10 protein-coding genes are annotated in these 15,506 nt (G+C 62.9%); 3 read left to right on the top strand and 7 right to left on the bottom strand.

What is annotated here, in order from left to right; translation table 11 throughout:
* Positions 1–241: 241 nt before the first annotated feature.
* Together J4E00_RS17105 and J4E00_RS17100 are read right to left on the bottom strand one after the other, a co-directional pair.
* The gene (locus J4E00_RS17105) at positions 242–1,213 is read right to left on the bottom strand and encodes a rhomboid family intramembrane serine protease (RefSeq protein ID WP_208176408.1); all 972 of its coding nucleotides are present in this window, start codon (positions 1,211–1,213) and stop codon (positions 242–244) included.
* Between the two features lie 45 nt (positions 1,214–1,258).
* Positions 1,259–2,260, bottom strand: coding sequence for a hypothetical protein (locus J4E00_RS17100; RefSeq protein ID WP_208176407.1), 1,002 nt, complete (start codon positions 2,258–2,260; stop codon positions 1,259–1,261).
* A gap of 212 nt (positions 2,261–2,472) precedes the next feature.
* On the opposite strand from J4E00_RS17100, the gene J4E00_RS17095 reads away from it, so the two are divergent.
* Positions 2,473–2,766 carry a hypothetical protein gene (locus tag J4E00_RS17095; protein ID WP_208176406.1) on the top strand — a complete coding sequence of 98 codons (294 nt, stop codon included), beginning with the start codon at positions 2,473–2,475 and terminating at the stop codon, positions 2,764–2,766.
* Positions 2,767–2,867: 101 nt separating this feature from the next.
* On the opposite strand, the gene J4E00_RS17090 is transcribed toward J4E00_RS17095, so the two are convergent.
* Positions 2,868–3,590: a GAF domain-containing protein gene (locus tag J4E00_RS17090; RefSeq protein ID WP_208176405.1), complete on the bottom strand. Its 723-nt coding sequence runs from the start codon at positions 3,588–3,590 to the stop codon at positions 2,868–2,870.
* 299 nt (positions 3,591–3,889) lie between these two features.
* On the opposite strand from J4E00_RS17090, the gene J4E00_RS17085 reads away from it, so the two are divergent.
* A complete protein-coding gene (locus tag J4E00_RS17085) occupies positions 3,890–5,713 on the top strand; it encodes a glycoside hydrolase family 10 protein (RefSeq protein WP_208176404.1) in 1,824 nt (607 codons plus the stop codon).
* Here the strand turns inward: J4E00_RS17085 and J4E00_RS17080 are convergent.
* The 4 genes from J4E00_RS17080 to J4E00_RS17065 form a co-directional block, all read right to left on the bottom strand.
* Positions 5,710–6,531, bottom strand: coding sequence for a hypothetical protein (locus J4E00_RS17080; protein ID WP_208176403.1), 822 nt, complete (start codon positions 6,529–6,531; stop codon positions 5,710–5,712). The two genes, J4E00_RS17085 and J4E00_RS17080, sit on opposite strands and share 4 nt — an antisense overlap.
* 391 nt (positions 6,532–6,922) lie before the next feature.
* Positions 6,923–8,212: a hypothetical protein gene (locus tag J4E00_RS17075; protein ID WP_208176402.1), complete on the bottom strand. Its 1,290-nt coding sequence runs from the start codon at positions 8,210–8,212 to the stop codon at positions 6,923–6,925.
* A gap of 47 nt (positions 8,213–8,259) precedes the next feature.
* Positions 8,260–9,813: a SusD/RagB family nutrient-binding outer membrane lipoprotein gene (locus J4E00_RS17070; RefSeq protein ID WP_208176401.1), complete on the bottom strand. Its 1,554-nt coding sequence runs from the start codon at positions 9,811–9,813 to the stop codon at positions 8,260–8,262.
* Between the two features lie 182 nt (positions 9,814–9,995).
* Positions 9,996–13,127 (bottom strand): SusC/RagA family TonB-linked outer membrane protein, encoded by a 3,132-nt coding sequence (locus tag J4E00_RS17065; protein ID WP_208176400.1) that lies wholly within the window; start codon positions 13,125–13,127, stop codon positions 9,996–9,998.
* A gap of 429 nt (positions 13,128–13,556) precedes the next feature.
* Here J4E00_RS17065 and nagB point away from each other — a divergent pair, with 429 nt between their 5' ends.
* Complete coding sequence (nagB, locus tag J4E00_RS17060; protein ID WP_208176399.1) at positions 13,557–15,491, top strand: glucosamine-6-phosphate deaminase; 1,935 nt, start codon at positions 13,557–13,559, stop codon at positions 15,489–15,491.
* Positions 15,492–15,506: the final 15 nt, after the last annotated feature.

The following is a 15,506-nucleotide window of genomic DNA, read 5'->3' as shown; positions in this document are numbered from 1 at the left end:
AATTTTCTTTCGCATTAGCCGGGTCCGTATACTCATCGGGATGCCGAGTGATATACCTACTCATCGGCCGCTCAATACCTGTATGCAGCAGAGCAGGGCGCAGTCAATTTCTTGCTTCCGTTCAATTTCTGCTCACCTACTCTAGGCCTACTCCAAACAAAGTGTACACCTACTGTACACGCCTCCCAGACCGAACAGCTCGCTGCCATCCCGCCAAAACAATATTTCTCCGGCTCTCGCCTCACCGCTGTCCTTCTACGTGTTTTCTCAGCCCAATCAAAGCCAGCGGGCCAGCCACGAACAACCCCGTAGCCAGTCCGCCGAGGTGAGCCGCATTGTCGATGTTGCCGGTGATGCCCGACAGCAGGTTACTCAGCACCAGGTAGAGCACCAGGCCCAGCATGGCACGGCGGTCCGATTTATCGAGCACCAGCTTTTTGCCCACCAGCAGCACTAGCAGCAGGCCGTAGAGGCCGAAAATAGCTCCGCTCGCCCCCACGGAGTTGATGCCGCTGGTGTGCCACCACAGGCTGGCCAGGCTGCCGCCAATGCCGCTGGCCAGGTACACCAGCGCCAGGCGCAACGGCCCCACCCGGTCTTCCACCAACAGGCCCAGCAGCCAGAGAGAAAACATATTCAGGAGCAGGTGCGAGAGGCCGGCGTGCACAAACAGGCAGGTGAACAGGCGCCAGGGCTGGCCGTGCAGCGTGAGGTCGGAGAGGTTGGAGCCCCAATGGGTGAGGTCGCGGCCGGTGGGGTTGGAGGCCGAAACGCCGCTGAGCACCATCAGCCCGAAGATGAGCAGGCAGGTATCAATCAGCAGCGGGGTGGCCAGGAAGCGGCGCGATGGGATGAACAGGCCCCGCGCCAGCTGCCCGAACAGCTGGCTCCAGGTTTCGGCCTCGGCGGGCGGCGGTGGCGGGGCGGGACGGGCAGGCTCGGGCAGCAGCTCGCGGCGGCGCAGCTCGGCTACAGCGGCGGCGCTCACGGCCGGGCCGTAGCGGGCGGCATTCTGGGCCAGATACAGCAGCTCGGCTTCGGGCTTTTGGGCGAAAAGCTGGGCGGCAAGGGCGGCCGTGGAGCCGGGGGCAGGTTCGGGAGTAGGTGCTTCCATTGCAAGCAGACGCGGCAAGGAGCGCGCCAGCTTGCCCAACCGGCCACTTTGCCAGATGTTGCCCGCAGTGAAGACTTGAACAACCCAAAGGAACGTCATGCGCGCCGGCCGTTATCCGGAACGACGCGATGACAGATGCCTCTCCTACAACGTCACCCGACGCACGATGGCAACGTAGGGCTCGCCCGTGACCGGCGACTTTGGCAGCAGGCCGGAGAGCAGGTCGTTGACATCGGCAGCCCGTTGGCGGGTTTTGCTGTTTTCGTAGCTCTGCGGGTTGTTGGCTACCAGCAGCAAATCGGACAGCGCTTCCTGCTGCTGCCGGCCCACGCGGCTCATTATGTCGAGGTGGCTGGTCATGGCCGGGCCGAATTTGTAGCTGTACACCGTGGCTTTGTTCAACTGCTGCCAGGCAACTTCAGCGGCTTCGACGTGGCCCGGCAGGGCGGTATCGAGCTTGCCTTGCTGGGCTTGCTGCAGCAGGTATTCGGTCTGGGTTTCGGCCGTCCAGAAGCGCTTGGCCAGCTCGCGGTACTGCCGTAGGGGCTGGCCGGCTTGGGCAGCAGCGGCCCGTTCGGTAGCGGGCACGTGCTTAAGCTGCTGTTCGATAATGGCCGGTACATCGAAGGTTGGCACAACCGAAGTGGCTACTTCGGTGAGTTCCGGCGGGTTTTTGCGGGCTGGAGTGGCTTCGGCCGCGGGGTCCGCTTCAGTTGCCGGGGCTATATCAGCTGCCGGAACTGAATCAGTTACCGGAGCCACATCAGCCACCGGAGCTACGCTGGTGACCGGACTATTTTTCTGCTTCACGTAGTAGAAGCCGCCCACACTCAGGGCCAGCACCACGGCCACACCCATTACCACCGGGAAGCCGGGCAGCCCGGAAGCAGGGGCAGCTTTGGATGCGGGCTGGTAGCTTGGGGCCGGTGCAGGCGCGGCGAATACGGGAGCTGCGGCGGGTGCGGGAGCCGGCTCAGGCACGGAGGCTGCGACGGGCGCGGGCGGCACGGGCCCCACGCCCCGGCGGCGCAGCTCAAGGCGGGCTTCCTGCACCAGCTCGGGCTGATAATAGCCAGGGTTGTCAACGAAAAACTGTAGCTCGGCGTCGGTTTTCTGGTGGTAGAAATCGGTGGGGGAATCGGACACGGTATCGAAGGAAGCAACGGCCTGTCCACTGGAAGGCCGGATTGAATGAAGGAAAAGACAAATGCAGCCCCAAGATGGCACACGGCGCGCAATTGGGCTGCGCCCAACCACCGGGCCGGCTGGCCGTACAGCAGGAAACCGCCACCGTGGTGGCTTTCCCTTCATCAACTTCGGCCACTGCCCCGGCAGGCCGAAGCTTACTTCCCTTTCCCATGCCCACGCCCGAACAGAACCCCACCGACCCCCGTCCCGACATGGCCAACAGCGCCGCCTCGACGCCCAGCCAGGAATCGGAAAACGATGCTACGGTGAACGCCACCCCCGACACGGCGCCCGATGAACAAGCCAGCACCGGCACTACCATCCCCAGCAGCACTCAGCAAAATATGGGCGACGGCGCGGGTATCCGCGGTGACTACGGCGACGCCAGCCAGACCAATGGCCTCGAAGGCGGCCCCGATACACCCGACCAACCGCTGACGGATACCGAGCTAACAGGCTCCTGAGTAAGCACGGCTTCTGGCTCGACCAGGGCCATGCTCATCCGAGAACAGAAAAGGCCCGCAAACCAGGTTTGCGGGCCTTTTTGTTGAATGCCGGGGTATAGTTAGACGGCAGTGTTCCGTAGCTGAATCTGCTCGATGAGCACGTCGATTATCCGGAGCATTTCGTCGTGGGTCGATTCCTGGTAGGATTGTGCGGCTGCGCTATCGGACTGCTCTTCCCAGCTGGCCAGCGAGGCCAGGGTTTCCAGCCGCAGTATCGAGGTTTCGATGCGCTCGTACACCGCCGTCCAAAGCTGCTGGTTCCAGAGGGGCTGCTGCACCAAGTGTAAGCGCAGGTCGAGCAGGCTCATGACTACTTTGCCCATGCGTTCCAGCAGGTCGCCTTCTTCGGTGCGGAAGCGGCGGGCTTTGTGGTCAATCACGCACAATACGCCGATGGCGTGGCCTTCGGGCGTTCGCAGGGTGGTGCCGGCGTAAAAGCCCAGGTTGAGCTTTAGCACCAAGGCTGAGTCGATGAGGTCGCAGGGCTTGTTGTGCAGGTCTTCGTACACGCTGACGCCCTCGTCCAGCATGGCCACCGAGCACAGGGTTTCCCAACGGTTCACGCGGTCCATGGAGGGGTCGAGGCCGTGGTTGAGGCCGAAGCGGACCTCTTCTTCCTCCACAAAGGCAATGATGCCGATGGGCACGTTGAAGAGCTTTGCGGCGAGGCGCACAAGTTCCGTAAACGTCTCATCCTGCATGGTATTGAACAGCTGGTACGGGCGCAGGGCCTGTAGGCGCAGCTCTTCATTGAGCGGGAGTAGATTGGATAGTTCGGCCATTAGATGGGTAAAGCTTCAGCGTTTGAATGAGGTATCAAACTGGCCTTCCTTCTGTAAAATTACGCACCGCTCCAGGTATTTGGCGAATAGTCAGGCGATAATTAGGGATGCTGTCCTGCTTTTGGAGAGTTGGGAGCTGACAAGCGGATGGAAGGCAATGCCAGGGCGCGACCCGCAAATTGGCCCGCATCGCCCAGCCGAAACGGCCCGCCTAAACGCACCGCCCGGCCGCTGCCTGCGGCGGAGCCCGGCGGTGCGCCGTAATTTGCGGCAATTATCCCTGCTATCGTCTTTGCTTGATGCTCCGTTCTCTTGCCGCTGGCCGGCTTCTATTGGTGCTGTTGCTGCTGGGCAGCGGCGCCTGGCTGACTCCCTCCCAGGCCCAAACCACCCCCGACGCTGCCGAGGTGGTGGAAGCCCTGCCGCCCCCCAAGCGCGAGCTGCGGGCCATGTGGATTGCCACCGTGGAGAACATCGACTGGCCCAACCAGCGCGGTGAAACGCCCGACCAGTACCGCCGCGAGTACCGCCGCCTGCTCGATGCCGGCCAGCGTGCCGGCCTGAACGCGGTGTTCGTGCAAATCCGGCCGGCTTCGGATGCCTTTTATAAGTCGGACCTGGAGCCCTGGAGCCGCTGGCTGACCGGTACCCAGGGCAAGGCCCCGGCCGACGGTGTCGACCCCCTGCCCTTCCTCATCACGGAGGCACACCGGCGCGGCATGGAGTTTCACGCCTGGTTCAACCCCTACCGCGCCAGCATGGACTCCGTCACGCGCCGCCTGGCCCCCAACCACCCCTACCGCCAGCACCCGGAGTGGTTTCTGCGCTTCACGGGCAAGCTGCTGTACAACCCCGGGCTGCCGGAGGTGCGCGACCACATCACCCGCGTGATTCTGGACGTGGTGCGGCGCTACGATATTGACGCGGTGCATTTTGACGACTATTTCTACCCCTACCCCGAGGCCGGGCAGGTGCTGCACGACGAGGCGGCTTTCCGGGCCTTCAACCCCGACAGCATTGCCAAGATAGGCGACTGGCGGCGGCGCAACGTGGACATTCTTATCCACGATTTGCACGACAGCATTCAGGCCACCAAGCGCTGGGTGAAGTTCGGCATCTCGCCCTTTGGGGTATGGATGAACAAGTCGAAGGACTTCCCGCAGGGCTCCGACACGCGGGCCGGGCAGCCCTCCTACTCCAACCTGTATGCCGACACCCGCGGCTGGCTGGAAAAGGGTTGGATTGACTACATCGTGCCGCAGCTATACTGGAGCACCAATTTCCGCCTTTGCCCCTACCCCGTGCTGGTAGAGTGGTGGGCCAATAACAAGTTCGACCGCCACCTCTACATCGGCCACGGCACCTACCGCATGTTCGAGAGCACCCGCTCGGACACCACCTGGCGCAACCCGCGCGAGCTGCCCCGCCAGATTCGCCTCAACCGCAGCTACGAGGGCGAGGTAAACGGCAGCGTGTTCTTCTCGGCCAAATCGGTGATGCGTAACCCCCTGCACACCACCGACACCCTCACCCAGGACCTGTTCCGCTACCCGGCGCTGGTGCCCACCATGCCCTGGAAGGACGCCCTGCCGCCCCTGCCCGTGACCAACCTGCTGCTGCGCCGCACCGGCCCCACCGTGACGCTAAGCTGGCAATCCGGCCCGCCCGCTACCGACGGCGACGCGGCCACTTACTACGTGCTCTACCGCTTCGAGGCCAACGAGGCCAGCTCGCCCAACGACCCGCGCCGCATCCTGGCCCTGCCGCGCCCGGCACCCGGCTACCCCGCCACCTACGTGGATACCACCGCCGTGCCCGGCCAGGCCTACGCCTACTACGTGACGGCCGTGGACCGCATGCACAACGAGGGCCGGCCGATGCGCGTCATCACCACCGGCCAGGCCGGGCCCGAAATTGCCCAGGGCCAGGCGCCCGGCGGCACCAAGCCGGTGGCCGCTGCTCCCATAGCCACCCCGGCCGCCCCGACCAAGCCCGACCCGCGCTTCACCCTGCCCAACGGCGGCGAGAGCCCGGACAAAGCCGCGCCCTTCACCAAGGTCAAGGTGAAGGAGAAGCCCAAGAAGCGCGGCTTCTTCGGGCGGCTGTTTGGGGGCGGGAATTAGTACCGCTCTTCCGACCGGGCCTCGCTCAGATTCAACAAAAATTCGCAGCAGCGCCGGAAGGGTGCTTGCTCGTTGCGGGGACTTTGGCGAAAAACCACTTTATACTGGTCTGGCTCGTGAGCTTCCAGTACCCAACTAGACCCGTCCGTTAGGTGGATGGGCTCGCAGCTGGGCAACTGCCAGAAACCAGCTTGCATGAGCAACTCACGAAACTGCTGAACCTGGGCGTTGCTCAAGGTGACCGGCTTTCCCGTTATTATCTCCAATGGTAGCTTGGTGAGCCTAAGGTCCTCCCGTGTGCTTTTGGCGCTTCCCAAGAAAGAGGCCCTTCTTTCTTCGTCTTTCTCTTCTCGGGCGAGGCTTTCTGCTTCAGCAATACGCTTAAGGGTCTGTTGTTCTTCCGCCAATGAAAGAGTCTTAAACATGAGATTCTTGCTTAGAAGCTGCGTTCTCAGGATCCCACCGGCCTCCGACAATGCCAACGTGAGCAGGACCGGCCGGTCAAAGGAACGCGACCACAAAAACCGGTAGATGGCGTGGCCCGGGTAATAGTTGTATAACACCGGCGCGTTGAAGGTACCCAACTCCTTCGAGGCATCTTGGAATTCACTTTCGCAACCTCCCAACTGCCTCATCAGCGAATCCGGGCTGGTATTCACGCTGGCGCTGGCCGGGAAGTAGCTAATGGCCGAGTCGTGGGGCACCCCAACAGGTGAGGAAATGGCCGCGTTCTGCGGGTAAGCGCTGGTGGATGCATCCGGCGTGGAGCAACCACTCAACGCCGCGCATGCAAGCAGGTAGCAGCGGGTATGGTTCATCAGCGAGCAATACTTGGGAGATGTGAGTCCAAGGGGAACGCTCGATAATACTGCCTATTGTCCGCATCTACAATGCGCGCCAGCAAGGCGAAACCGCTTACCCTATTGCCGAAAACCGTCGCAACGTATTGCGATGCCCATTACCACACTGCTCACGGGCATCACAATACGTTGCGGGCCTATGCACCACACTGCTCACAGGTACTGCAATACGTTGCGGGCCTATGCACCACACTGCCCACGGGCATCGCAATACGTTGCGGGCCTATATACCACAGTGCCCACGGGCATCGCAATACGTTGCGGACCTATACACCACAGTGCCCACCCAGCCAGCCACATGTGGCGAGCCAGGTGGGCACTCTCGGTAAGGCGCTTGCCGCAAGCGGCGCTACAGCGCCTTGATGTTCAGGCTTACCACCACATCCGTCGTGGAAGTGCGGTTGATGCCCGCCACCTGCACCACGGCATAATGGTCGAGCCCGCGCAGCTTGAGGAGGATGACATCGCCCACCACAATGTTGTCCAGCGTGGTGACCTGAGCCGTGGCCGCAGCCGTGTTGTACAGCTGCCGAAGGTTGTTCAGGTTGGCGTTGGTGTAAGCAGCGGCCGTGGAGCGCACCAACCGGGTGCCCGTGCTCAGGCTGCGGAACTGCACCGCATTGCTGGCCGTGCTACTGATGGTCAGGTCCTTGCTGGTGGCAGGGGCGGCGGCAGCCACCGGGGTGAAAGTGGTTAAATCCAGCGCGGCCAGGTCGCCGCCCGCGGTGCCGGTGTAGGTGAGGGAGAGGGCGCGCACGGCGGCCAGTGGCGTGGCCGTGCCCAGCGTGATGGGCGCGGCCGTGACCGAAGCAGTGCGGAAATTGGGCGTGCCCAGGTAGCGGCTTTTGGCCTCGAAGCGGAACACCACGTCCTGGCCAGCGGTGCCGGCGGGCAGGGTCAGGTCCAGGTTCACCGTGGTAGCGGCCCCCGTCTGGGTGCCGGTGGCGGGAAGCTTCTGGCGGGCAAACCGGCGCTCGGGGGCCGTGCCCACGCGCACGTAGGTCACGAGGCTATCGAGGTTGTTGAAGAGCACGGCGGTAGCGGCGGGCGGGGCGGCCGGCCGCTCGGGGTAGGCGTTGATGCCGTTCTCATTCAGGAGCACGCTGTAGCGCACCACGTCGCCGGGCACGAGCGAGGCGGCAGCCGGTGCCGTCACGTTGCTAACCGATGCGATGCGCGCCGTGGGCGTGGCCGCCGCTATCCGAATGGGCACCGAGCGCACCTTGGTCAGCCCATTGGCACTCGCCACCACCGCCGAGAAGCGCACCCGCGCCTGGTTGGGCGCAGGGGGAATCACAAGGTTCACCACCAGCGTATCGACAAATTTGCGGCGCGAATAGACTGCCTGCGTGCCGGGCAGCGTCTGCACCACCACCGAATCGGAGGCGGGCTCGATGCGCTGGAAAATGCGGATTTCCTGGATGGGCGCGCCCTGCGCGGCAAACTGCAATTCAATGGGCACCGTTTCGCCCACCGCGTACTTGGTGGCGTTGCCGAAGGCATTGGTGAGCAGGGTGGGAAATTGGTCGTCGCTGCTCACGGCATAGGGCCGCTCTTCGTTTTTCTGGCAGCTGGCCAGCAGCCCGCCCGCTACCGCCAGCACCGGCAGCAGCCAGGAGATATATCGTTGGGTGTTCATGATGTCAGGTTTTTATTAGTGAAACGGTAGCGATGCTGCGGCCATCCCTACTGGTCCCACCACATTTTTTGGGTGAAGAACTTTGGGCTGAGGCCGTTGATGCCGTCCGGGCCCGTGAGGGCCTGCAGGCGGGCGTTGTTGTAGAGCACCTCGGTAGCGCCGGGCAGCAGGCGGCGCGGAAATTGCCCGCCCGCGTCGGAGCTGGCCCCGGCCGGGAACACCAGGTTGGGGTAGATGTCGGGGCTGAAGTCGTAGCGCCGCATGTCGGTCCAGGATTCCGGGTTCAGGAACATGGCGATGTACTTCTGCTGCATGATGGCGCGGGGCACGTTGGGCGTGGCGGGCGACGCCAGGTCGGCCTCGGTCTGGGCCACGGCGCCGCTGGCCAGGTAGGCCGTTATCTGGGCCGGGGTAATGGCCGGGAACGTGACCGTGGGCGTGCTAAACGTGCCGCCGGGCCCAATCTTGGTCATGTGCGCCTGGATGCCCTCGCGGTAAGCGGCCAGCGCCACCGACTTTTGGTTGGCCAGAAACGCCGCCTCGGCCTTGATGAACTGGAGCTCGTGATAGGTGATGACGTCCATGTAGCCAATGTCGCGGGCATACCAGGAGCTGTAGAAGTCGGTCAGCGTCGTGGTGCTAGCCGGTCCCCCACCCCGGCCGGGGTCGGCGCCGGTGCTGGTAGCCGTGGCCATGATAGGCAGGCGCGGGTCGACTACACCCGGGAAGGTGGCACCGTTCAGGAATTTGATGAAGTTGGCCCCGTAGGTGTAGGTAGCGAAGTTGTTGCGCGTCTGGCCGTAGTAGTTGGTGGTATTGGCCAGCGGCGACACCAGCGTTTGGAACTGCAAGATGCAGTCATCGGCCGAGCCCCGGAAGCCCTTGCTGACGTAGTCGAGCACCTTGGCGGGGTCGTACTTGCCGCCTTTTTTGGTGAGGTGCTGCTGCTGACGGGCCTTGAGCGACCACGCCAGGCGCACCCATTTCGTGGGGTCGCCCTTGTACAGAATGTCGCCGTTGGGGCTGGGTGAGGTCGAGTAGAAAGGGCGCATATTGGCCGACGCCGGCTTGCTCATTTCCGTGATGCCCTCGTCCAGCAATTGGTCGATGTCGCCGTAGAGCTGCTCCTGCGGGTCGTAGGCCGGCGTGTAGTTTTTGTCGCCCTGGAAGGCCTCGCGGTAGGGAATGTCGCCCAGCATGTCGGTGGCGTGGGCCAGAATCAGGGCCATCATAATCTTGCCCGCCCCCACATAATAAGCCGAGCCCTCCTGCTGGGCCAGCTTAATCATGGGCCCGATGTTGCCGCCCACCAGGAAGTAGGTGTTGTTGAAGGTGGCCGTGCTGAAGGCGTTGGTGAAGAAATACTGGTCGATGCCGCCCGCATTGGCCGAGCGGGCCGCAATGTTCTGGGTAATGGCCGCCACCCGCTGCTCGGAAGCATACTGAATAGCCAGCCCGTTGCTGATGATGCTTGGCAGCAGGAAGTTGGGCGTGGTTTCGGTCGGACTGTTAGGGTCGGTATTTTTATCGAGAAACTTCTCGCAGCTGGTCAGAGCCGGCGCAGCCAGGGCCAGCCCCAGGAGCATAAGTAGCTTTTTCATATAAGTCAGAGGAAAGTCAGAAGGAAGAAAAGGAAACGGCCCACGTGGGAACCTCACCCCCAGCCCCTCTCCCGTGGAGAGGGGAGCCTGAAGCCAACGTCGTGGGTGGACAATTGGCTCCCCTCTCCACGGGAGAGGGGCTGGGGGTGAGGTAAGCAGGCACGCGGCATAGCCTCCAAGCGTTAGAAGCTGGCCCGAATGGCCATATCCACGCCGCGGGTGGCGGGCACCCCGCCGTAGTCGAAGCCGCCGGAGCCGCCGCCGCGCACGCCCGAGCCGGCCGCTGCCACTTCGGGGTCGGTGCCGGTGTAGTTGGTGAAGAGCAGCAGGTTGCGGCCCGTCACGCTTAGCTCGATGCCTTTCACGATGCCCGAGGCGCCTAGCCACTTTTTGGGCAGGCCGTAGCTCAGGGTCACGTAGCGCAGGCGGGCCCAGCTCACGTCTTCCACAAACATGCCGCCAGCCGCGCCCAGAATGTCGCGGTAGTAGCCTTGGGTAGCTTCTACGGCCTTGGTGTTGGGCACGTAGGTCACGTTGCCATTGGCCGGGTCGGTCACGGCTACCACGCCGTCAATCACAATGTTCTTGGAGCGGTCGAGGGTGCGCTCGCTCATGCCAATGCGGGTGGCGTACTGCGCGTTGCCGTTGTACACCTTGCCGCCCTTGCGGAAATCCCACAAAAAGGTTAGCGTAGCGTTTTTATAGGTCAGCGTATTGGTTACCTGGGTGGTGAAGTCGGGGGCACGGTTGCCGAGGTAGGTAAAGGCGCCGTTCACCGAGGGGTAGCCGTTGGCGTTGATGAGCACCTGGCCGTTGGGGGCCCGCACCAAATCGGTGCCGGCTATGCCGCTGATGGGCAGGCCAGGGAAGGCCCCGCCCTGCACATAATCTGTCACGGAAGCGTCGGCCTGCGCCACGATGCTCAGGCTGGCGGGTAGCTCGGAGCTGTTGCGGTTGGTGAAGAAGTTGGCGCCAATGTCCCAGGTCAGGCCGTTGGCTTGCTTGATGGGGGTGCCGCTCAAGCTCAGCTCCAGGCCCTCGTTGGTTACGGTGCCGCCGTTCAGGTACTGGAAGGTGAAGCCGGTGGCCTGGCTCACGCGCGGGGCAATGAGCTGGTCGGTCGTCACCTGGCGGTACACGGCGCCGTCTAGGCGCAGGCGGTTTTTGAGGAACTGCAGGTCCAGGCCTACCTCGTAGCTGCGGGTTTGCTCAGGGCGCAGGTTGGGGTTGGCCCCGAAAAACGCGTTGCGCAGGCCACCCCCGATGAAGTTGTTGTTGGTAAGTGCTGGCACCACGCGGTACGGGCCCGTATCCTTGCCCACCTGCGCAATGGAGGCGCGCAGCTTGCCGTAGCTCAGGATGGGGTTGGTGTCGAGGTTGAGGGTGCGGGAAAATTCCCAGCCTACCGCGGCCGAACCGTAACCGAAGCCTTTACCGAAAATCTTGCCCTCATCGGGCCGCGGCAGCGTGGAGGACTGGTCGTAGCGGCCCGACAATTCCACGGTCACCTGCCGGAACAGGTCAAGGTTGACGCGGGCGAAGTTGCCGATGATGGACCGCGTCGAGTAGCGTTGCAGCTCGTTGCGGTTCACCGTGTTGTTCTGGCTGATGAAGGTGGTGTTCAGGAAAATGGTGCCGATGAAATCATTGGCCTTGTTCTCGTTCAGCTCCAGCGAATTGCCGAGCAGCAGCGAGCCCTGCACGTTTTCGCTGAACTTGTGGGTGAAAGTGGCCAGCAGGTTGGAGTTGATTACTTGGTTGAAGTTCACGGTTTCGGCCAGGCCGCCGTCCTGGTTGCCCACCTGCGAAGTGCCCACAGCCCGCACCGAGCGGGTGCGCTCCTGGTAGAAGTCGTTGCCCAGAATGTAGCTCAGCGCCAGCCAGGTGGTGGGCTTGTAGCCCAGCGACACGTTGCTGATGAGGCGGTTGGTGCGGTCAGACTGCGGGTTGCGCTCGGCGCTGAAGTAGGGATTGTCGGGGTCATTGGCCGCGGTGGAAGCGCCCAGCAGGCGACGGCGGGTGCCGTCGGGGTTCTCAAAAATCCGGGCGTCGTCGTTGCGCGGCCAGTTCAGCAAGCTCAGAAAAAAGCCGCTGGGCTGCAGCGAATTACCAAAAAGGCCCTGCCCCTGAAACGGCCGCTCCCCGCCCGAGTTGATGTAGTTGGCCGACGCTGAGGCGCTGAGCTTGGCCGACAGCTGCGCCGTGCCCGACAGCCGCACCGACGTCTTGTCGTAGCTGCTATTCGGCACGATGCCGGTCTGATTCAGGTTGGAAGCCGACAGGAAAAAGGTGGCCTTGTCGGTGCCGCCCGACATGGTGAGGTAGTTCTGGAAGGCTTTGCCAGTGTCAAAAAAGTTGCCCAGGTTGTCGTACACCGTTTCATTGGCCCCGAAGCGCGGCCCCCACGACGTGCGGACGGTGGGGTCGAAGATGCCGCCCGTGCCCTGCTTGTACTGGCCCTGTAGCTTGGGCAGGCGGTTCACCTCGTCCAGCGAATACTGGGTGCGGTAGGTGATGGAGGTGCGGCCCGTGCTGCCCTTCTTGGTGGTGATGATGACGGCACCGTTGCCGGCCCGCAGCCCGTAGAGGGCCGATGCCGCCGGGCCCTTCAGCACCGTGATGCTGGCCACGTCCTCGGGATTGATGTCGGAGGCGCGGTTTGTGGTGGCCGACGAGCGGCCCAGCTGGCCGTTGAAGCCCGAGCCGCCGCCCGGTACGGTGGACTCGGCAAACGAGGAGTTATCCATAATCACGCCGTCGATGACGAACAGCGGCTGGTTGTCGCCGTCCAGCGAGTTGCCACCCCGGATAACGATGCTCGCGCCCTCGCCCGGCGCGCCACCCGAGCTGGTGATGGCCACGCCCGCGACTTTGCCCTGCAAGGCGTTCACGATGTTGGGCTGGCGCGTGTCAACAATCTCTTCGCCGCTCACTTGCTGAGCCGCGTAGTTCACTTGCCGCCGCTCCTGCTTGATGCCGAGCGACGTCACAATGACCTCATCCAGCGCGGCGGTGCTTTCTTTCAATGCAACATCAACACTGCCGTCGGCACCCACGGCTCGCTCCTGCGAGGTGTAGCCGATGAAACTGAACACCAGCGTAGCCCCCGGCGCGGCCTGCACCGAATAGCGGCCATCAGCCCCGGAGGTGCTGCCGGTGGTGGTGCCTTTCACCAGCACCGTCACGCCCGGCAAGGGGCTTTGGTCGGTGCCCGACGTGACAGTGCCGCTAACCGTGCGCAGGGCCTGGGCCCAGCCGGGAGGTGCCAGCAGCACGCCCAGCAAAAGCAGGAGTAGCCAGTACGTTTTTTTCATAAGGGAAGGAAGTTTGGTGAGAGAAAGCGTGGGGATGGGGTCGTATATGGTTTGCCTGGGACCGGTTACGCACTGGTAGTGGGCGTGCAGCCAGTGAAATCAGTCTGCGTCGTTCAACTGTAGCAGGCTAGGGCCTACCTACGGTTGAGGCAATGCCGGGAATACCTCAAAGTAGCCGACCATCTGACTGGCAGCTTGGGCTGTATGATGAGTAAAAAATGAACTTGGGGCGTCAAATGTGCGAAATATTCGGGTAATATTACCCCAAACGTTTGCAGAAAAAGTGCATCTTGCAGCTCAAGCAATATCTATGTTAATTTATTGGCATTCCAGCATCAGTCATATATTATTGAGGTCAATACCTATTTTTTAGCTATTTCCGGTTCGTTCTTGCCGGCTGCCTCCCCTTCTCTTTCACACCTTGCTCCTATGATTCCTGAACTTGCTCATTTGCCCGCCACGCCGGGTGCCCACCTGCCCGTCAGCATCTATTCTGATTCGGAATTAGCCTCCGCCGCCGTCGCTGGTCAGATTGCCGACCTCATCCGCACCCGCGCCGCGGAGGGCCGCACCTGCGTGCTGGGTTTGGCCACCGGCTCCTCTCCCACCCGCGTGTACGAGGAGCTGGTGCGGCTGCACCGCGAGGACGGCCTGAGCTTCCAGAACGTCGTCAGTTTCAACCTGGATGAGTATTATCCCATGGCGCCCGACTCGTTGCAGAGCTACGTGCGTTTCATGCGGGAGTACCTGTTCGACCACGTCGACATCCGGCCCGAAAACGTGCACATCCCCGACGGCACCGTGCCACCGGAGCAGGTGGCGGACTTTTGCCAACGCTACGAGGAGCAGATTCGGGAAGCCGGCGGCATCGATTTGCAGCTGCTGGGCATCGGGCGCACCGGCCACATCGGCTTCAACGAGCCCGGCTCCGGCCCCACCTCCCGCACCCGCATGATTACCCTGGACCATGTGACGCGCACCGACGCGGCTTCGGACTTTTACGGCGAGGAAAATGTGCCGCGCCGGGCCCTGACGATGGGCGTGGGCACCATCCTGGAAGCCCGCCAGATTGTGCTCATGGCCTGGGGCGAAGGCAAGGCTGCCGTAGTGAAACGCATGGTGGAGGGCGAGGTAACCGACACCGTGCCGGCCACTTACCTGCAGCGCCACCCCGCCGTACAGGTGGTGCTCGACGAAGCCGCCGGAGCCGAGCTCACACCCCGCAAAACGCCCTGGCTGCTTCACCTGCCCTGCAACTGGCACGATGCCGCGCTGGTCCGCAAAGCCGTGACCTGGCTGGCCCGCACCGTTGCCAAACCCATTCTCAAGCTCACCGAGGAGCATTACAACGAGAACGGTCTTTCGGAGCTGCTGGCGCAATCGGGTCCGGCCTACGATATCAACATTCGGGTGTTCAACGAGCTGCAGCACACCATCACCGGCTGGCCCGGCGGCAAGCCCAACGCCGACGACACCTACCGCCCCGAGCGCGCCGAGCCCTTTCCCAAGCGCGTACTCATCTTCAGCCCCCACCCCGACGACGACGTGATTTCCATGGGCGGCACGCTGCTGCGGCTCGTGGACCAGGGCCACGAGGTGCACGTCGCCTACCAGACCTCGGGCAACATTGCCGTATTTGATGACGAGGCTATTCGCTTCGCTGATTTTGTGGCCGACTACGACCAGGCCTTCCACCTGCCCGCCGATGAACCAGCTGACAACCTCTACCACCGCGTGGCCGATTTCCTCAAAAACAAGCAGCCCGGCCAGGTCGACAGTGCGGAAGTGCAGCAGATAAAGGGCCTCATCCGGCGCGGCGAGGCCAAAAGTGCCTGTCGCCTTGCCGGCATCCCCGATGCCAACGCGCACTTTCTGGATTTACCGTTTTACGAAACGGGCCGGGTACGCAAAAAGCCGCTGGGCGATGAGGACATCCGCCTCACGATGGAGCTGCTGAATCGCATTCAGCCCCAGCAGATTTACGCCGCCGGCGACCTCTCGGACCCACATGGCACTCACCGCGTGTGCCTGGCTGCCATTTTCGAGTCCATCCACCGCCTCAAAGCCTCCGGCACGCCGTGGCTGGATGACTGCTGGGTATGGCTCTACCGCGGCGCCTGGCAGGAATGGGACATCGACCAAATCGAAATGGCCGTGCCCCTCTCCCCGGCGGAGCTCACGCGCAAGCGGCGCGCCATCTTCAAGCACCAAAGCCAGAAGGACCGCCCCCTCTTCCCCGGCGCCGACCAGCGCGAGTTCTGGCAGCGCGCCGAGGCCCGCAACCGGACCACAGCCAAGATTTATGACGAGTTGGGACTCCCGGAGTATGAGGGTATCGAGGCCTTCGTGCGCTGGGAGTTTTGATGCCGGAACGATGCC

The sequence above is a fragment of the Hymenobacter negativus genome (genome assembly GCF_017571495.1).
Lineage (GTDB): Bacteria > Bacteroidota > Bacteroidia > Cytophagales > Hymenobacteraceae > Hymenobacter > Hymenobacter negativus.
Note: the sequence above shows the minus strand (reverse complement) of the source record. Positions and strands in the feature narration are given on the sequence as shown.